This is a genomic window from Novosphingobium naphthalenivorans NBRC 102051 (assembly GCF_001590985.1).
Classification (GTDB): Bacteria; Pseudomonadota; Alphaproteobacteria; order Sphingomonadales; family Sphingomonadaceae; genus Novosphingobium; species Novosphingobium naphthalenivorans.
In genome coordinates, this window is sequence record NZ_BCTX01000030.1 from 1 (window position 1) to 19,017 (window position 19,017).

The 19,017-nt window shown below is 63.6% G+C and carries 14 protein-coding genes; 6 read left to right on the forward strand and 8 right to left on the reverse strand.

The genetic code is table 11. The features are described 5' to 3' along the window. Window positions 1-80: 80 nt before the first annotated feature. Window positions 81-536 carry an IS66-like element accessory protein TnpA gene (gene tnpA / locus NN5_RS11390; RefSeq protein ID WP_041559390.1) on the reverse strand — a complete coding sequence of 152 codons (456 nt, stop codon included), beginning with the start codon at window positions 534-536 and terminating at the stop codon, window positions 81-83. A gap of 41 nt (window positions 537-577) precedes the next feature. Here tnpA and NN5_RS11395 point away from each other — a divergent pair, with 41 nt between their 5' ends. The 6 genes from NN5_RS11395 to NN5_RS11420 all read left to right on the forward strand — a co-directional run bounded on the left by NN5_RS11395 (window position 578) and on the right by NN5_RS11420 (window position 9,435). Next, a complete protein-coding gene (locus tag NN5_RS11395) occupies window positions 578-979 on the forward strand; it encodes a 4Fe-4S dicluster domain-containing protein (protein WP_013833411.1) in 402 nt (133 codons plus the stop codon). Between the two features lie 23 nt (window positions 980-1,002). Next, window positions 1,003-4,623: a pyruvate:ferredoxin (flavodoxin) oxidoreductase gene (gene nifJ, locus NN5_RS11400; RefSeq protein WP_051010056.1), complete on the forward strand. Its 3,621-nt coding sequence runs from the start codon at window positions 1,003-1,005 to the stop codon at window positions 4,621-4,623. Continuing rightward, window positions 4,620-5,645, forward strand: coding sequence for a dihydroorotate dehydrogenase-like protein (locus tag NN5_RS11405; RefSeq protein WP_013833409.1), 1,026 nt, complete (start codon window positions 4,620-4,622; stop codon window positions 5,643-5,645). Before nifJ ends, NN5_RS11405 begins: the two co-directional genes overlap by 4 nt. A gap of 195 nt (window positions 5,646-5,840) precedes the next feature. Beyond that, complete coding sequence (locus tag NN5_RS11410; protein WP_013833408.1) at window positions 5,841-7,055, forward strand: phosphoglycerate kinase; 1,215 nt, start codon at window positions 5,841-5,843, stop codon at window positions 7,053-7,055. 100 nt (window positions 7,056-7,155) lie between these two features. Then, on the forward strand, window positions 7,156-8,181 hold the full coding sequence (adhP, locus tag NN5_RS11415; protein ID WP_013833407.1) for an alcohol dehydrogenase AdhP: 1,026 nt from the start codon (window positions 7,156-7,158) through the stop codon (window positions 8,179-8,181). A 366-nt stretch (window positions 8,182-8,547) separates the two neighbouring features. Next, window positions 8,548-9,435, forward strand: coding sequence for an AlbA family DNA-binding domain-containing protein (locus NN5_RS11420; RefSeq protein ID WP_083835218.1), 888 nt, complete (start codon window positions 8,548-8,550; stop codon window positions 9,433-9,435). 167 nt (window positions 9,436-9,602) lie between these two features. On the opposite strand, the gene NN5_RS11425 is transcribed toward NN5_RS11420, so the two are convergent. From NN5_RS11425 to NN5_RS11455, 7 genes are all read right to left on the reverse strand, one after another. Then, window positions 9,603-10,013: a copper-binding protein gene (locus NN5_RS11425; RefSeq protein ID WP_013833405.1), complete on the reverse strand. Its 411-nt coding sequence runs from the start codon at window positions 10,011-10,013 to the stop codon at window positions 9,603-9,605. Window positions 10,014-10,024: 11 nt separating this feature from the next. Next, complete coding sequence (locus tag NN5_RS11430; protein WP_013833404.1) at window positions 10,025-13,165, reverse strand: efflux RND transporter permease subunit; 3,141 nt, start codon at window positions 13,163-13,165, stop codon at window positions 10,025-10,027. Beyond that, window positions 13,162-14,646: an efflux RND transporter periplasmic adaptor subunit gene (locus NN5_RS11435; protein ID WP_013833403.1), complete on the reverse strand. Its 1,485-nt coding sequence runs from the start codon at window positions 14,644-14,646 to the stop codon at window positions 13,162-13,164. Before NN5_RS11435 ends, NN5_RS11430 begins: the two co-directional genes overlap by 4 nt. Beyond that, complete coding sequence (locus tag NN5_RS11440; RefSeq protein WP_013833402.1) at window positions 14,643-15,872, reverse strand: TolC family protein; 1,230 nt, start codon at window positions 15,870-15,872, stop codon at window positions 14,643-14,645. The genes NN5_RS11435 and NN5_RS11440 overlap by 4 nt, the downstream gene beginning before the upstream one ends. 137 nt (window positions 15,873-16,009) lie before the next feature. After that, window positions 16,010-16,276: a hypothetical protein gene (locus tag NN5_RS11445; RefSeq protein WP_041558955.1), complete on the reverse strand. Its 267-nt coding sequence runs from the start codon at window positions 16,274-16,276 to the stop codon at window positions 16,010-16,012. 69 nt (window positions 16,277-16,345) lie between these two features. Continuing rightward, window positions 16,346-16,714 carry a hypothetical protein gene (locus NN5_RS11450; protein ID WP_041559386.1) on the reverse strand — a complete coding sequence of 123 codons (369 nt, stop codon included), beginning with the start codon at window positions 16,712-16,714 and terminating at the stop codon, window positions 16,346-16,348. A 99-nt stretch (window positions 16,715-16,813) separates the two neighbouring features. Then, window positions 16,814-18,847 carry a cytochrome c/FTR1 family iron permease gene (locus tag NN5_RS11455; protein ID WP_067734267.1) on the reverse strand — a complete coding sequence of 678 codons (2,034 nt, stop codon included), beginning with the start codon at window positions 18,845-18,847 and terminating at the stop codon, window positions 16,814-16,816. Between the last annotated feature and the right edge of the window lie 170 nt (window positions 18,848-19,017).

The following is a 19,017-nucleotide window of genomic DNA, read 5'->3' on the forward strand; positions in this document are numbered from 1 at the left end:
AGCGGCCAAGCCATCGAAGCCCAAGCGCATGCTGACCGGCTTGCTCGCAAGGTAGACCTTCGTGCCCGGTGCCAGCGCAATCACGACGCCTCCCGCAATGCGCGCAGAACCCGAGCCAGCGCCTTCTCGTTGACGTAACTGTCGACCGCCAGGCGAATGCCGTTCCTCAGGTCGATATCGATCCCCCCAGGCCGCGCGCCGGGATAGGGGCGGACTAGTTCTTCGGCCAGCGTCGGGCTTTGTGGCGGCACCGGTGCAGCAGGCATCGGTGCCGACATTGTCGGAGAAACCGCGCGCGCAGGCTGCTCCGGCACTGTGCCATAGGGAATGAACTGCATCGGCTCGTTGGCGACCTTTGCCGCCTCGCGGCGCAAACGCTTCCAGTTGTGGATCAGGCTTGGCGAGATCCCCAGAAGCTTTGCTACCCCCACGATCGTCGCGCCCGGCTCATCGCACCGCTCCAAAACCGCTGCCCGCTCAGCATCCGAATACCGCCGCCGTCGCTCGACCCCCGTGATAATCTCGATCCGCTCCAAGCCACTCTCCTTCGGCAGTGCCAAAGGACACTCCTGCAGAAATGCTCATCGCGGCAGGGCTCTACCCGCGCAACACGCCGGAGCCCGGACGCTTACGGAGCAGCGAGGCGCAACGACCCTTGGCCGCGCGGACAACCTTCGACGAGGTCGTGCAGGGGTTGAGCGAGCCCGAGGCGCGGTTCGAAGCGGGACGCTGCCTCTCTTGCGGCAACTGCTTCGAGTGCGACAACTGCTTCGCGGCTTGTCCGGAGCAGGCGATCCTGCGTCTCGGCCGCGGGCACGGCTATCGTGTCGAGCCCGATCTCTGCACCGGCTGCGGGATCTGCTTCGAGCAGTGCCCCTGCCACGCCATCGAGATGCAGCCCGAACCCGTGCCGACGGATGCGCCACTTGGGCCGACCGACGAGCCGCTCGCACCGCATCGCTTCCGCCTGCGTGTATAGGACCCTGAAGAGAGGAAGCGCCCATGGAACGAATGACTATGGACGGCAATGCGGCCGTCGCGCATGTCGCCTATCGCGTCAATGACGTCTGCGCGATCTTCCCGATCACACCAGCCTCGCCCATGGCCGAACTCGCCGACGAATGGTCGGCGGAGGGGCGAACCAACCTCTGGGGCGCGGTGCCGATCGTGCAGGAGATGCAAGCGGAAGGTGGCGCTGTCGGCGCCGTGCATGGTTCGCTCCAGGCGGGCGCGTTGACCACGACGTTCACCGCTTCTCAGGGCCTGCTCCTGATGATGCCGAACATGTTCAAGATCGCGGGCGAGCTCACGCCCTGCGTCTTCCATGTGGCAGCGCGGTCGATCGCCACCCAGGCGCTCTCGATTTTCGGCGACCATTCCGACGTCATGGCCGTGCGTGGCACCGGCTTTGCCCTGCTCGGCGCCGCATCTGTGCAGGAGGCGCATGACCTGGCGCTGGTAGCGCAGGCGGCCACGCTCGAATCCCGCGTTCCCTTCCTCCATTTCATGGACGGCTTTCGCACCTCGCATGAGGTCAACACGGTCACGATGCTGTCGAACGATGATATCCGGGCGATGATCGACGACGAGCTGGTGCGCGCGCACCGCCAGCGGGCGCTGAGCCCGGAGCGACCGGTAACGCGCGGCACCGCCCACAACCCGGACACCTTCTTCCAGGCCCGCGAGACGGTGAACCCGTTCTACCTGGCAACGCCTGCCATCGTTCAGCGCGCTATGGACCGCTTCGCCAAGCTGACCGGCCGACATTATCAGCTATTCCGCTATGACGGCCATGTCGAGCCTGAGCGCGTGGTCGTGGTGATGGGCTCGGCTGCCGAGACCCTGCGCGCAACCATCGCCCACCTGACCGCCCAGGGTGAACGTGTGGGGTTCATCCAGGTGCTGCTGTACCGGCCATGGTCGGCCGAGGACTTTCTGGACGCGCTGCCAGCGAGCGTGCGCAAGGTGGCCGTGCTCGACCGCACCAAGGAGCCGGGCGCGCCTGCCGAGCCGCTCTGCCTCGATGTGGCGCAAACCCTGGCCGACGCTTTCGCCCGCGGCGCGCGCAAGGACCTGCCGCTGGTCGTTGGCGGGCGCTACGGCCTCTCCTCGAAGGACTTCACCCCGGCGATGGCCAAGGCCGTGTTCGATCACCTCGAAAGCAATGACCCTCGCACCTGCTTCACCATCGGCATCAACGACGACGTCTGCGGCACCAGCCTCCCGGTCGAGACAGGCTTCGAGATCGAGCCCCCGGGCACGACCCGGGCGCTGTTCTTCGGTCTCGGCGCGGACGGAACGGTCGGAGCCAACAAGAACAGCGTGAAGATCCTCGCGGAGGACCCGGAGCGCCACGCGCAAGGGTATTTTGTCTATGACAGCCACAAATCCGGCGCCGAGACCGTCAGCCACCTACGCTTCGGCAACGCGCCGATCGCGGCGCCCTATCTGCTTTCATCGGCCGACTTCATCGGCGTGCACAAGTTCGAGTTTCTCGACAAGCTCGATGTCCTGCGCCATGCCCGCGAGGGAGCGACACTCCTCATCAACGCACCTTACGATCCGGCCAAGCTCTGGGACCATCTGCGCCGGCCAGTTCAGCAGCACATCCTCGATAAGCACCTGCGGCTCTTTGTCATCGATGCGAGCGGTGTCGCGCAGCGCTTGGGGCTCGGCCCGCGGGTCAACACCATCCTGCAGACCTGCTTTTTCGCGATCAGCGGCGTGCTGCCGCGCGAGGAAGGCGTCCGCCGCATCCGGGCGGCGATCGAGAAGACGTATGGCGACAAGGGCCGCGCGATCCTGGAGAAGAACTTCGCCGCCGTCGACTCGGCGCTCGATCACCTTCATGAAGTGACTGTCCCCAGCTCAGTGACCTCGACCGAAGAACTGCATGTCTTCGTGCCACCCGATGCGCCGGACCAGATGAGACGCATCGCGGCGCTGCAATTTGCTGGCCGCGGCGACGAAATCCCGGTCAGCGCCATCCCGGTGGACGGCAGCTACGTAGGCGGTACGACGCAGTACGAGAAGCGCAATATCGCTTTCGAGGTGCCGGTGTGGGAACCGGACCTCTGCATCCAGTGCGGCCAATGCAGCATCGTCTGCCCGCACAGCGTCATTCGCGCCAAGTCCTATGACGGCGCGTTGCTCGAGGGCGCCCCGGAGGGCTTTCTCTCCGCGCCCGTCAACGCGCGCGGCTACCCGGACAAGAATTTCACCCTGCAGATCGCGGTTGAGGACTGCACTGGCTGCGGCCTCTGTGTCGACCACTGTCCAGCCCACGACCCGCTCGACGCGAGCGTCAAGGCCATCAATCTCAGTGAGCGGCAGCCGCAGATCGAGCCGGGCCGACGCAACCTCGCCTTCTTCGATACCCTGCCGGAGCACGCCCGCCAGGACGTGGACCTGCATCTCTCGCGGGGGCTGCAGTTCGTGCGGCCGCTGTTCGAGTTCTCCGGCGCTTGCGCCGGCTGCGGCGAGACACCCTATCTCAAGCTTTTGTCACAGCTGTTCGGCGACCGCCTGCAGATCGCCAACGCGACGGGCTGCACGTCGATCTATGGCGGCAACCTGCCGGCGCTGCCCTGGCGGTCCGGCCCCGACGGGCGGGGACCCGCGTGGAACAACAGCTTGTTCGAGGACAATGCCGAGTTCGGATATGGCATGCGGCTCGCCGTCGATCAGCAGGTCGCGATGGCATACGCCCTGGTTCGCACGCTCGCCGACCGGATCGGGCCCCGGCTCGCAGCGCAGATCCTGGATGCACCACAGCGCACAGACAGCGAGATCGTGGCGCAGCGGACGCGGGTCGAGGATCTTCGCCGTGCGCTGGCCGACGCGACCGACGGCCTGGCGCGGAACCTCCTTGCCCTATCCGAATACCTGGTACGCCGCAGCCTGTGGATCGTCGGCGGCGATGGCTGGGCTTACGACATCGGCGCGGGCGGCCTCGACCACGTCCTCGCCCAGCCGCGCAACGTCAACGTCCTGGTGCTGGACACCGAAGTCTATTCCAACACCGGCGGCCAGGCTTCAAAGGCGACCCCGGTCGGGGCTGCGGCCAAGTTCGCCGCGGCCGGCAAGCGCACGCCGCGCAAGGACCTGGCGCTACAGGCGATCGCGTCGGGCTACGTCTACGTCGCCCAGATCGCGCTTGCCGGCAGCCCGGAGCAGACGATCCAGGCCCTGCGTGACGCAGAGGAATACGAAGGACCGTCGCTCATCCTCGCCTACAGCCAATGCATCGCGCATGGGCTGAAGCTCAATTTGCGCGACGGCATGAAGCAGCAGCGGCGGGCGGTAGCCAGCGGATACTGGCCCCTCTTCCGCTACGACCCCAGAATGCGCCAGGCGGGCATGAACCCCTTCCGCCTCGACAGTACCCGGCCCCGGTTGCCGCTCGAGGACTTCGCTTACCAGGAGCTCCGCTACCGGATCCTGACACACACCCGGCCCGAAGAGGCCCGCGTGCTGCTGCGCCAGGCCCAGGCGGCGGTCGACGAACGCTACCGACTCTACGAGGACATCGCGGCGCGAGATGGGACGCGCTTCCATCCCTTCTGGCAGGAGGAAAGCGTCGCTCCCCACGATGGCAACGAGACCGGGGAAGCGGCGCAATGACGCTCGGGACGACCTACCTCGGCCTCGACCTCGCGCATCCAGTCGTCGCCGGCGCGTCGCCCTCGTCTGCGACCCTCGACGGCATCAAGCGCCTCGAGGATGCCGGGGCGGCGGCGGTCGTGACCACCTCGCTGTATGAGGAAGAACTCATCGACGAGGAAGAGGCGCTGGAAGCTGCCGCCATGGTCGGCGCGGAAAGCCATCCGGAGGTCACAGGCTATCTCCCGCCCCGGTGCGGATGCCGCAGTCCCCTGGCGGCGCATCTCGAGACAATCCGGCGCGCTGCGGAGGCCATAGCAGTGCCGCTGATCGCCAGCCTGAGCGCAACGACGCGGGAGGGCTGGGTCGGCATCGCAGCGGATCTGCAGTCGGCGGGGGCGGCGGCGCTCGAGCTTAATATCCACCATGTTCCGACCGATCCCACTGAAACCTCGACCGATGTCGAGCGGCGACTGATCGAGACCGTGCGCGACGTGCGCGCAGCAGTCCACATTCCCATCGCCGTGAAGCTCAGTCCCTATTTCACCGCATTGCCTCACCTGGCCGCCGGCCTGGCCGAGGCCGGAGCAAACGGCATAGTCCTGTTCAACCGGCTCTATGAGCCCGACATCGATCTCGAGACCAGGACGTTTTGCCCCGTGCTGGAGTTGTCGACGCGGGAAGACATCCGCCTTCCGCTGATGTGGATCGCCCTGCTGAGCGGAAAGACAGCGCTCTGCATGGCCGCCAGCGGGGGAGTGGAGCGGACCGACGATGTCATAAAATACCTGCTCGCCGGCGCTGACGTCGTACAGACTGTCTCGGCGCTGCTGCGCCACGGACCGGAACATCTGGCCCGGCTGGTCAAGGGGCTCACCGAGTGGACGCAGGGGCATGGGGCCACTTCGGTCACGGAAGTTCGCGGGCGCATGTCCGCCGATCGGCTGGACGATCCCGAAGTGCTCGTGCGGGCCCACCAAACCACGGCTTTGCTTCTTCGACACCCCTGTCGGCACACCGGACGCGGCGTCACTGGCCTGTGAGAAACAACAAGGGCTGCTTGCCGCAGAGACAGGCATCGCCTTCCCTGGATCTATTCGGCGCAACCTGCGGGGATGGAACAGCGCCGGCCCTTCTTTAACCTTCGTCAAGGACGCGGGACGACTACTATCCCTTATTGGATGCCTATTCAGGGACGGCTCCCGCCACCGCCAAGATATCCAAAGCGATCACCGACCATGGCCTATCAATATTCCACTCTCGACGACCTTGATGTGACGGGCAAGCGTGTGCTTGTGCGCGCCGATCTCAATGTGCCGGTCCGTGACGGCAGGATCACCGACACGGCCCGGATCGACCGGCAGGCGCCGACAATCCGGGAGCTCGCCGAAAGGGGCGCGCGCGTCATCGTATTGTCCCATTTCGGCCGCCCCAAGGGCAGACTCGTGCCGGAGCTGTCGCTGAAGCCCATTGCCCCGGCGCTCTCCCGAGCCATCGGCCGCACCGTGGCATTCGGTAACGATTGCATCGGCGATGTGGCGAAGGCCGCCGTATCGAAGCTGAAAGACGGCGACGTCCTACTGCTCGAAAATACCCGCTTCCATGCTGGCGAGGAAGCGAATGATCCGGATTTTGCGCGAGCGCTGGCCGAACTGGGCGATCTCTATGTAAACGATGCGTTTTCGGCTGCGCACCGTGCACATGGTTCGACCGAAGGTGTGGCGCACATTCTGCCTTCAGCGGCCGGACGAGCGATCCAGGACGAACTCCTCCATCTGCATAGGGCGCTGGACCAGCCCAACCGGCCAGTCTTGGCCATCATCGGTGGCGCCAAGGTGTCGACCAAGATCGCCCTGATCGAAAACCTGCTGAAAAAAGTCGACATCCTCGTCATAGGCGGGGCGATGGCCAATACTTTCCTGGCGGCAGAAGATATCGATGTCGGCAAATCGCTTTATGAAGCTGATCAGCTCGATACGGCCAAGCGCATCGTTAGTCTCGCGACCGAAACCGGCACAATTCCGATTCTGCCATCTGATGTCGTCGTGGCGAAGGTCTTCGAAGCGGGGGCACCGCATCGCACGGTTCCGGCACGTGAGGTGGCAGCCGACGACATGATCCTCGACGTCGGTCCTGACACGATCGCCGACTTCGAACAGCATCTGCAAACGGTGAACACGCTGGTTTGGAACGGCCCGGTCGGCGCATTCGAGACGCCCCCCTTCGACCATGGCACGATGACCATCGCCAGGCTTGTCGCGGCGCGCACCAAAGCAGGTCACCTGCTTTCCGTCGCCGGCGGCGGCGATACGGTTTCGGCGCTGAAACATGCCGGCGTCGCAGGCGACTTCAGCTACGTTTCAACCGCCGGCGGTGCCTTTCTGGAATGGCTCGAGGGGAGGGAATTGCCCGGCGTCGCGGCACTCGCGGCAAGTGTGGGAGTGGCTCAATGAGGTTCGCCGACTTCAACCGAATCGCAAAGGGTAAGAATGCCAAAGGCAAGGGACGTCTCGACCTGCGGCTCCGATCAGTACCAGATATGGAGACACGACCATGGTGAAGACAATGAGAGCGGCTGTGGTACACGCCTTCGGTGAGCCTCTGAAGATCGAGGAAATCCCCATTCCGACGCCCGGACCCGGCGAAGTGCTGGTGAAGGTAATCGCCACGGGCGTGTGTCATACCGACCTTCATGCAGCAAACGGCGACTGGCCGGTGAAGCCGACTCCGCCTTTCATCCCTGGTCACGAGGGTACCGGGATCGTGGCAGCGCTCGGACCTGGCGTCGTTGGGTTGAAGGAAGGCGATGCAGTCGGAGTGGCTTGGCTCCACGACGCCTGCCGTCAGTGCGAATACTGCGAGACTGGCTGGGAGACGCTCTGCGAATCGCAGCATATGAGCGGGTACACGGTAAACGGCAGCTTTGCCGAATATGTCATCGGCGCTGCATCGTTCGTGGGACGTCTGCCAGATAATTGCAACTTTGCCGAACTGGCACCTATCCTCTGTGCCGGCGTGACGACGTACAAGGGTATCAAGGAGGCCGAAGCGAAGCCGGGCGAATGGATCGCCATTTCCGGCATTGGCGGACTTGGTCATATTGCGATCCAGTATGCCAAGGCAATGGGTCTGCATGTCGTCGCCCTCGATGTGACCGAAGAGAAGCTCGCCCTCGCCCGTTCGCTCGGCGCCGAGCTGGCAGTGAATGCGCAAGCGCCCGATACGCCTGCCAGGATCGTCAAGGAGACCGGTGGCGGTGCGCATGGCGTCCTGGTGACGGCCGTCTCGGTTCCCGCCTTCGCGCAGGCACTGCAGATGGTCCGCCGCAAGGGAACCGTGACCCTCACCGGTCTCCCTCCAGGCGCATTCCCGACGCCGATCTTCGATGTGGTGTTGAAGCGCATCACGATCCGCGGCTCGATCGTTGGCACACGCAAGGATCTCGCCGAAGCCATTGAGTTTGCGGTGGAGGGAAAGGTCCGCGCCCACATACACAGGGCACAACTCGATGACATCAACGAGGTGTTCCGCGACCTCAAGGCGGGGAAAGTCGATGGCCGGATGGTGATGACATTGTGACGGTGGGTGCGCGCAGCGAGCCTCGCAAGGTTTCCCCAATTAGACTAGGGGCCAGAAATATATTGGGCGGCTCCAACGGTGTGACTTGATGCGCGGCCGCGTGACCAATGCGAAAAGCGATCGAGCCACAGTCCGGTCAACTCGGCCCGCCAAGGGCCGTGACCTGGAGGTCTTCGAGTTCGCATTGAAACAATGCGGGTTAAACATCCTACCGAAGCTGACAAACCGGTTGTGTGCTTCGGGCGCAAGTCCGAAATTAGTGCTGGTCACCCTCAATCTCGGCAACCTCAAGGTCATCGTGAACGGGATTCGGTCGCTATTATGACGATCTGATCGTCCTAGTCGGCCCACGACGGATTGAACGATATGCAAAGACATCGGGGCGCGGCACGGGACGGCAAAAAACGCATTTTTACCAACTGCTTCCAAGGAGACGTAGCCATTTCCGCATATCTGCCGCGCAAGCCAAGATGGGATCTGCTGCTTCACGCCATCATCGGTGCAATTCTTGGGATTGTAGTCCTGCACCCGATCACTACGCTGGCCAGTTGGTACGAGTTCGGTGAGAAGGTCGGCGGGCCGGCGACCACCCCGCTGAGCTTCGCGATTGGTCGGCTTGCCACCGCATTTGAATTCAAAATGCTGCCGATGAGCATGGTGTTTGCAGTGATCGGCAGCGCCATCGGCTTGGCCTTCGGAGCTTATCACATCCGATTGATGCGTGAGCGTTATACAGTTCGCTATCTGGAGCACGAACTTGAGGAAGAGTTACCCTCACTGATCGCGCGCGGAGAAAGCGAGCAGTTGGAATTCAAGTCTTCATTCCGTTGGGACAGACGGCAGCGATGCGTTAACCGTAGCCTTCAGCAAGTGATCGTCAAGACGATAGCCGGCTTTCTCAATCATGAAGGCGGTACATTGCTCATAGGCGTTGGAGATGACGGAGAAATTGCCGGCATAGAGGAGGATCTTGAAACTCTTAAGCACGCAAATCGAGACGGGTTCGAGCGCTTGTTGATGGACGTCGCGAGAGACGGCCTCGGAGGAAACGCATGCGCCCTAATTCATTGCCGATTTCATGACCTGAATAACAGGACGGTGTGCAGGGTTATCATAGAGAAAAGTCTCGATCCGATCTATTATCTGGATGACGGTGTAGCGCGCTTCATGTTGCGCGCCGGGAACAGCACACGAGAGTTGGATGTTCGTGAAGCACACGCACACCTTCACCAACGCGAGAAAGCACACAAATAAACGAAACCAGAAAAACCACTTCGCTGTCCCGAAGCCGATCGGCTTCGCCCGACATTCGCCGGTATTGCAGCTCCCACCACTTCCAAGCCGGCAAATTGGCTGCATACACTCGGCGCAGCAAGAAGACTGTGCAGGGGCGGACCTGGTGATCCGCCCCTCCCCCACAGTCACTGTTTCCTGATCGCCGTCACTTCGCCGCCATCACCCTTGACCTTGAGATCGAAGGATACGTTGTCGCCAGGCTTCACGGTCTCAAGCAGCTTGGGATCGGCAGTGAACATCATCGTCATGGCCGGCCAGTTGGCGGCCGGGATCGGGCCATGCTTGATCGTGACCGTCCCGTCCTTGGGATCGACGGCGGTCACCATGCCCATCCCGCTTGCCATCGCGGGCATCTGCGCGCTGCTCATAGGCATCGTGCCGCTGTTGCTGCCCATGGCCTGGCCCATGGCGCCCATCGACTGAACGGCGGGTTCGGACGTCGATGTCGATCCGGCAGGCGTTTCCTTTGCCTTTTGCCCGCATGCCGCCAGCAGCAGTGCAGGCCCCAGAATGATCAAGCTGTACATAACTTTCATCGGTCTTCTCCTTACGATGGTTCTGGATGTCGAACGGATTTGCGTGGCGATCGCATCAGCAAATAGCCGGCCGGAATGACGAACATCGAGAGCAGCGGCGCCGTGATCATGCCGCCGATCATGGGCGCGGCGATGCGGCTCATGATCTCCGAGCCCGCACCGGTCCCGATCAGGACGGGCAAAAGGCCGGCGAGGATGACCGCGACCGTCATTGCCTTGGGCCGGACTCGCAGCAGCGCGCCTTCGCGCACAGCAGCCTCCACCTCGGTTCGGTCGGGATCGGTGCCACGCATTTCGAGCGCCTGCTTGAGATAGAGGAGCATCACGACCCCGAATTCAGCGGCGACGCCAGCCAGGGCGATGAAGCCGACGCCTGTAGCGACTGACTGGCTGTATCCCAGAAGGTAGAGAAGCCAGAATCCGCCGGTCAGCGCGAAGGGCAGCGTGCCCATGATCAGTGCCGCCTCGTCCCAGCGGCGGAAGATCATGTAAAGCAGCAGAAAGATGATCGCGAGGGTCGCGGGCACAACGATCTTGAGACGCGAGATCGCGCGGCTCAGATATTCGAACTGCCCGGCATAGGTGACGCTGATGCCGGGCGGTAACTGAACCTTTGTTGCAACGGCGCGCTGCAGATCATGAACGACCGAGGCAAGGTCACGCCCGCGCACGTCGATATAGACATAGCTCGTCGGCCGCCCGTTCTCGCTCTTGAGCATCGGTGGCCCGTCGGCGATGCGCAGGGATGCAACTGTGCCGAGCGTGATCTGCTGTCCCGATGGGGTCAGGATCGGCAAGGCGCGCAAGGCATCGAGATTGTCGCGCACCTCGCGCGGATAGCGCACGTTGATGGGGTAGCGCGCCAGCCCTTCGACGGTGAGGCCGACATTGGCCCCGCCTACAGCTCCCGCGACAATTTCCTGAACATCAGCAATGTTGAGGCCGTAGCGCCCTGCCGCCGCGCGATCGATGTCGACATCGACGTAGCGACCGCCTTCGAGACGCTCGGCGAGGGCTGAACTGACACCGGGCACGGTCTTCGCCACTGCTTCGATTCGGCGCGCGACTCGGTCGATCGTGCCCAGGTCCTCTCCCGAAACCTTGATGCCGATCGGGCTCTTGATCCCGGTTGCAAGCATGTCGATGCGGTTGCGGATCGGGGGCACCCAGACGTTGGACAGGCCCGGAACCTTCACTACCCGATCAAGCTCGTCGACGAGCTTGGCGGGCGTCATGCCCGGTCGCCATGACCCGCGCGGTTTGAAGCGGATGGTTGTCTCGAACATTTCGAGCGGCGCTGGATCGGTTGCGGTGTCGGCCCGACCGGCCTTGCCGAACACGCTCTCCACTTCTGGCACGGTTTTGATCAGCCGGTCGGTCTGTTGCAGCAACGCGCCAGCCTTTGCAGCAGAAAGGCCAGGTAGTGCGGAAGGCATGTAGAGCAGATCGCCTTCGTTGAGCGGCGGCAGAAATTCTCCACCGAGCCTCGTTGCGGGCCACGCTGTTGTCAGGAACACCAGCCCTGCCACCACGAGTATGCCCTTGGGGTGACGCATCACCCAATCGAGCGTGGGACGATAGGCGCGGGTCAGCGCCCGGTTGATAGGATTGTCCTGTTCCGACGGAATCCGCCCGCGGATCAGCCAGCCCATCAGCACCGGCACCAATGTCACCGACAGGATCGCCGCAGAAGCCATCGAATAGGTCTTGGTGAAGGCGAGCGGGGAGAACAGCCGTCCCTCCTGCGCCTGCAGCGTGAAGACCGGCAGAAACGAGAGGGTGATGATGAGGAGGCTGAAGAACAGCGCCGGCCCGACTTCCTCTGCGGCGAGCGTAACGGTGAGCCAGCGCGCCTGGGCGTCGGGTTCGCGGCCTGGATTGGCGCGGTGCCAGCGTTCGAGGTGCTTGTGGGCGTTCTCAATCATCACCACCGCCGCATCGACCATTGCGCCGATGGCAATCGCGATGCCGCCTAGCGACATGATATTGGCGCTTACCCCCTGGAAGCGCATGACGATGAATGCCGCAAGCACGCCCAGCGGCAGTGTCACGATAGCGACCAGCGCTGATCGCACGTGCCAGAGGAACAGTGCGCAGACGACGGCCACGACAATGAACTCTTCGATCAGCTTGTGGGTAAGGTTCTCGACGGAGGCATCGATGAGCTGGGAACGGTCGTAGGTGGGGACGATCTCGACGCCGGGCGGCAAGCTCTTGCGCAAGGTGGCGAGCCGCTCCTTGACCGCCGCGATCGCGCTTCGGGCGTCGGCGCCCTGGCGCAGAATGACCACGCCGCCGGCGACTTCCCCCTCCCCGTTGAGGTCGGCGATACCGCGGCGCATTTCCGGGCCAAGTCGGATCGTGGCGACATCGCCCAGCGTGACCGGCACGCCGCCCTGGGCTGTCTTGACCGGAATGGCCCGAAAGTCGTCGAGCGATTGCAGATAGCCCGAGGCTCGGACCATATATTCGGCCTCGCCCATCTCGAGCACCGATCCGCCGACTTCCTGGTTGGCCCTGCGGATTGCCGAGACCGTATCCTGAAAGGTTATGCCGTAGCTTGCGAGCTTCACCGGATCGAGCACGACCTGATACTGCTTTACCATGCCGCCGATGCTGGCGACTTCGGCGATGCCGGGGATGGTCTTGAGCTCGTAGCGCAGGAACCAGTCCTGAATGCCGCGCAGTTGGCTGAGGTCGTGCTGACCGGTGCGGTCGACCAGCGCATATTCGTAGATCCAGCCCACCCCGGTTGCATCGGGTCCGATGGCGCTGGTGACGCCTTCGGGCAGGCGCCCCTGCACCTGATTGAGATATTCAAGCACACGCGAGCGCGCCCAGTAGAGATCGGTGCCGTCTTCGAAAATCACATAGACGTAGCTGTCGCCGAAAAAGGAATAGCCCCGCACTGTCTTCGCTCCGGGCACAGAGAGCATGGTCGTTGCGAGCGGATAGGTCACCTGATCCTCGACGATGCGCGGCGCCTGTCCTGGATAGCTGGTGCGGATCACCACTTGTACGTCAGACAAATCCGGCAAGGCATCGATGGGCGTGCTGCGCACTGCCCAGATGCCCGCTACCGAAAGGGCAATCGCGGCAAGGACGATGAAGAGGCGGTTGGTGACCGACCAGCCTAGCAGCCGCGCGATCATTGCCCCACCTCCGCGGCCATGCTTCGGATCGTCGGCCCCGCATCATCCTGACTGAAGGTGAATCGAACACGGTCACCCACCTTGAAGCCGCGCGCCAGTGCTGGGCTTTGGAGCCCGAAAGTCATGGTCATGGCCGGCCATTGCAGCGCCGGGACCGGCTCATGCTTGAGCGTAATCCCGCTGGGCGCGATCTTCTGGATGACGCCGCGCGTCTCGTAGGTCGCAGGCTTGGTGGATTGTTTCGCTGGCTCGGATGTGCTGGCCGCATTGATCGGCCGCACGTCCATACCAGACAGGCTTGCCTCGGAATCGATCAGGAACTGGCCGGACGTGACGACTTTCTCGCCTTGCGAGAGGCCGGCAAGGATCTCGGTCTGGCCGTTGCTGGTTTGGCCGGTGCGCACTTCGGCAGCGCGGTAACGGCCCTTGTCGAGCGCCAGCATCACGATCGCACGCTTGCCGGTCTGGATCACCGCTTCGGAGGGCACCAACAGCGCTTGCCGGTCGTTGCCGGTGAAGTTCACCTGGGCGAACATGCCAGGCCGAAGCTTGAGGCCGGGATTGGGCAGCTCGATCCGCACGGTAAGCGTCCGGCTCTGGTCGTCGGCCTTGGGAAGGATGGTTCTGATCCGCCCGCGCCGTGTCTCGCCGGGAAATGCCGTAAGCGCAACTGTCACAGGCTGTCCGGGAGATACCGAACCCGCAACCGCTTCGGGCACGGCGGCATCGAGCCAGACGCTGGAAAGGCCATTGATCTGCGCCAGTGCCTCGCCCGCCGACACGGTCATTCCCGGACGCACGTCGAGCGTCGAGATCGTTCCTCCGATCGGAGCCGAGACGGTGTAGACGGTGCTCGTGCGCCGTCCGTTTTCAACGGCGGAGATGGTCGAGGCCGGCATGCCTAGGAGCGTCAGGCGCTGCCGAGCCGCTCGGGCAAGCTCGGCATTGCCCGTGCGCAGCGTTGCGAGATATTCCATCTGTGCCCCGCCCCAATCCGGCACTAACAGATCGACGATTGGGGCGCCTGCCCGGATCAGGTCATCGGGCGCGCGTGCGTAGGTGCGCTGAACGAAGCCACCCGCACGAGGCTGGACGATGGCAACGTCGCGCTGGTTGAATGCGATGACGCCGGTCGCGCTGATCGCGCTACCGAGCGTGCCCATCCTCGCGGTCGCGGTGCGCATACCCAGGCTCTGAGAAAGTGCGGGGTCGATCTTTACGCTGGCGTCGCCTTCCGCCTCATCGGCATATTTCGGGATAGTCTTCATCCCCATCGACGAGAGAGAATTGGGATTGTCGTAGTGCTCGGCTGGCACCATAGGGTCGTACCAATAGAGAATCTTTCGCCCCGACTGACCGGCATCATTTTCGGTCACCGGTCCGCCGCGCAATCCGAGCCAGTATCCGCTGCCGCCAGCAATTGTTGCAATTGCCAACACCCCGGCGCCCCACAGCGCCGCTCGTTTTGCATTCAGTGTCATGGCTGCGTATCCCCATAGGTAAAGTTGATCCGGATCGCGTCGCGCGCGACCTCAGCTTCGCGCGCCAGCGCGTCGACTTCGGCTTCGGCTTCGGCCAGCGTCGAGAGCAGCGCGCTGCCGAGGTCGAGCTTGCCCGCAGCATAGCTCGCCATGTCGAGTTCGGCCCTTCGCTTGGCGAGCGGCACCAGCGTGTCACGGGCGTTCATCAGCAACTGATGGTGCATGACGTGGTCGGCCAGAGCCGCGTCGAGTGCGGCCACGATCTGCCGTTCACCGGCCTCGCGTAGCAGCCGGGCACGTTCGGCATCGCTGGCCCTCGCAGCGATCTTCGGGTCTTGCCTGCGCTTGGTGAACAACGGCAGGTCGATGCTCACGCCGACCGACACCATGTCGCCAAAGGCCGGATCGCGGCGCCCGTAGGATGTGGTGACCCGCCAATCCGGCCGTTTTTCGGCGCGAGCCAGTTCGGTGTCCGCATCCGCCACGTCGATTCCGGCGTCGAGCGACTTGAGCGCGGGGAGCGAAGCCACCCCCGCCATCAGGCGGGCGCGATCGACCTCGATCGTCGGCGGATCGCCTGCGGCGTCGGCATCGGGATCGCCGGTGAACCGGATCAGCCGCGCGCGCGCAGCGGCGACCTCGGCGGCAAGTTCGCTGCGCCGGTCGTTGACGGCGGCGCGTAGTTGCTCGGGTTCGAACGCCTGGCTCGGCCGCGCGGTCCCGGCTGCGAGGCGCGCCGAAACGGTCGTCTGCAGATCGTTGAGACTGTCGTTGAGCAGGTCGAGCTGTGCGAGCCGACGCTTGGCGTAATAGAGATCAATCCAGGCCAGGGCCGTTTCGAGGCGGACGTTCTGCGCTTCGACCGCCAGACCGGCCTCTGCCATGCCGATGTCTGCCTGCGCGCGGGTCCGCTCCGCGCGGCGCTTGGCCGGATTGGGGAATGCCTGCTCCAACCCGATACGCTCCATCGTCATGTTCTCGCGGGTGAAGCTGAAGGCCGGCGGTCCCGAGACGGGGAAATTGTCGATGCCGACCGCCAGCGTCGGATCGGGCAACCGACCCGCGGCAACCGAATCAGAACGCGCGGCATCGACCCCGGCCGCGCCCGCCTTGAGCGACGGCGCGTAGGCGCGTGCGCGTTCGAGCGCCCGCTCGAAGGTCAGCGGCTTGGCCAGCGCAGCGCCCGGGATCGCCGCCAGCAGCGGCACCAGTACAATCAATCGCATGGGAGTCTCCTGATCGGGAGAGCCATGGCCAATACCGCAACGAAGCCTGGGCGAACGGGCGCCGGCGAAGGGGGCATGCTCCGCCGGCGCCACGCGCCCGGCCGTGTTTGCTATCGGTTATCGGCCAGGCAATCGCCTTAGCCGGCCGATGGCGCTCCAGCCTTGCCGGGCATGTTCATCATGCAGCTGGCTTTGTCGGCCTTCATCATGGCGCAATCGCAATTGGCCATGCTGGTTTCGGCGTCCTTGACCCAGACGCGGGTGCGCGAAGGGACGGTCGACTTCGAGCCGAACGAAGGTTGGTTTCGCCATTCCCAATGACCGCCGGGATCCTCGTGGGCGGAGGCGATGGATGCACTAGCGAGTGCCGCCGCAACCGCGGCGAGCGTCAAAATAGTCTTCATGTGAAATATCCTTGGTTGAACGGAGTAGAGGTACGCAGCGGACAATGATCCGGCGCGCGCTTCTGGGGTTCAGCCAAGGCGGGAGGGTGGCTCCGGCTCGGGAGAAATATCGCGACCTACCAGCGGAGCGACTGGGGTGAACGGAGGATTCACCCGACGAAATTGCGGAGAAACGCCCAGATAGAACGGCGGAACCAACGCCAAGGGTATCGCGCAACCCATCTTGGCGATGCAATCCAGGGTCATCCCCTGGCAGGGTACCTGGGACTGTGACGCCTTCTTGACGACCGTTCCCATTTCCGTGCAACCGGAACCCATCTGCATGGCGGACTCGGCTTGCGTCGAGGTTTCGAACGGCATGGCGCGCGCCAATGCTGCTTCCTGGCCCAATAGCCCAATAATTGCGGCGAGCGCGATCAGGCAGGCAAGAAACTTCATCTCAACAAAGCCTGTTGGGCCGACCTCCCCAGTTCCCATCGCACGAACGACTATAGACTTCCGTCATCGCTAACAATAAAAATCTGCCGACAGTTGGTGTCAATCCTCATCCAGATCTCGCCCAACAACCGGTTTTCGCGAGGGGCGACCATTCATCAGGAAACCAAGAATGATGGCAAGAGCCGCCAGCGCTTGGGCCGCTACCGTTTGAATTGTCGGGAACAGACCGAAAATCGAAAGGCGCGGCACGTCGTGGAGCGGCGCGATGTCGATCCAGCCGGCTTCCTGGAGGGCGGCAACACCCTTGCCCGCCAGGATGACGGTCAGGACGGCCATGAGCCAGGAGCTGTATCGAAAGAAGGTTCCCACCGGGAGGCTGCGGCTGTAGCGCATCATCGCCCAGGCGAGGGCGGCAAGCGTGCCGATGGCACCAACCGCGCCGGCGAACATCGCCGCTCCATTCCCCTGTGCCCACAAGGCGGCATAGAAAAGAATCGTCTCGAAGACCTCTCGATAGACGACGACGAAGGCGAGGCCGAACAGGAACCAGTTGGATTCCCGGTTCATCGCACCCGCCAGCTTCTCGCGGATATAGCGCTGCCACTGGTCCGCCTGGCTCTTGCCATGCATCCAGATACCCACCGACAGGAGCACGACAGCGGCGAGAAGCGATCCGAGCCCTTCGGTGAGTTCCCGGCTCGCGCCGCTGATCGAGATGAAATAGGTCGCGGCGAGCCAGGTCGCAGCGCCGGCCAGAAGCGCCGCCATCCAGCCGCCGTGGACATAGCGCAGCGCATGATCCTGCTCGGCCTTGCGCAGAAACGCGAGCATGGCGACCACGATCAGGAGGGCTTCGAGGCCTTCGCGAAGCAAGATGGTGAAAGCTCCGACGAATGCGCTCGTCCCGTTTGAGGCTTCAGGCGAAAGCGCCGTGCCGGCATCGGACAGAAGCGCTTCGATCGCGTCGATGCGCATCTCGACGGACGACACGGGATCGCCATCGTCGATCGCCGCGCGCAGTTCGCCCATGCGCGTCTCGATCGTGCTCAGGAGACTTGCGTCACTGGCGCCCAGCAGCGGCTCGATCGGTTCGAACCCATCCAGATAGGCTGAAAGGGCAAGCTGCTCAGCCCGCGTCCGATCCCCTTCGCGATAGGCGGCGAGGCTCTCCGCTAGTCTGCTGCGGACCAGATCGAGCGATCCGGCGGTGCCGCCCGCAGTCTGGGTCACGGCTTCCGGATGAGCGCGCAGATAGGCCATGACCGCGTCGGCCCTTCCCTGCCCGATGTCCTTGCCCAGCGCAGCAGGTGTTGTGGTGACCAGCGTCTTGAGGTCCGGAAAGCGCGAACGGATGTCGGCATCGCTTGTCCATATCTGCTTGCCCCGCTCGACCTGATCCGGCGAAAAGGCAAAGTGCCCCGCGTAAAAGGCCAGCGCCCAGCGATCCTGGACCGGGAGATCGGCGAAGCTCTGCATGGCCGTGCCGTCGATGCCTTGCGAAATTACTTGCTCTAGTGCGGCAACGCTACGCTTGCGCGCCCGCTCAACGTCCGTGAAGGCGATGGGCGGGGTCGAGAGCTTTGCGGCATCGCGGCCTTTGCCGTCGCCATTCATGCCATGACAAGCTGCGCAGCTTTCCCTGAACAATGCCGCGCCGCGCGCAAGGTCAGGGATGGATTGCGGCGCGATCGGCACCGGATAGGCGTCAAGCATCGCAGCGGACAGCGCGTGCGAGGCCGTGGCGATCTGCTGTGCGGAGGCCTTCTGTGCCACCAGTTGCTGAAGCACCTTCGCACCCGTTTCGAGCTTTGCCTTCGCGGGATTTTCGGGAAGCGCGCCGATGTGCTGGGCGATGGTCGCGGTGAATTCCTGCATTTCGGAAAATTCGCCGGTGCTGACGATCCGGCCGTCCTTGACCGCGCCGTCATAATCCACCGCCACATAGTCGAGCAGCTTCCACGTCGTCTCGACCGTAGCCGTCGTCGCAGCCGTATCCGGAATCGTGCTCGGCGCCGCGTGCGCCAAGGGGATCAGCCCGCCGCTCAGGATCAGTATCAGGCCGAGAAAAAGGCCGGCCAGGCGTCTTGCACACCGGCTGCCAGGCGTTCCTTTTCGATTCTGTCGCGTTTGCATCATTGCCTCATAGACCCTGAAGTAGCTACAGGGTCAAGGCTATTGCGACGCATTCTTGATAAAGCATTGTCCATGCAAGCCCGACTTGTTCAGAAGTTTCTTAAGGCTGATCTGCTTATGACACTCAACCGGCGACGCCCGGTCGAGCTTTTCGGCCCCCTTCTGCCCGT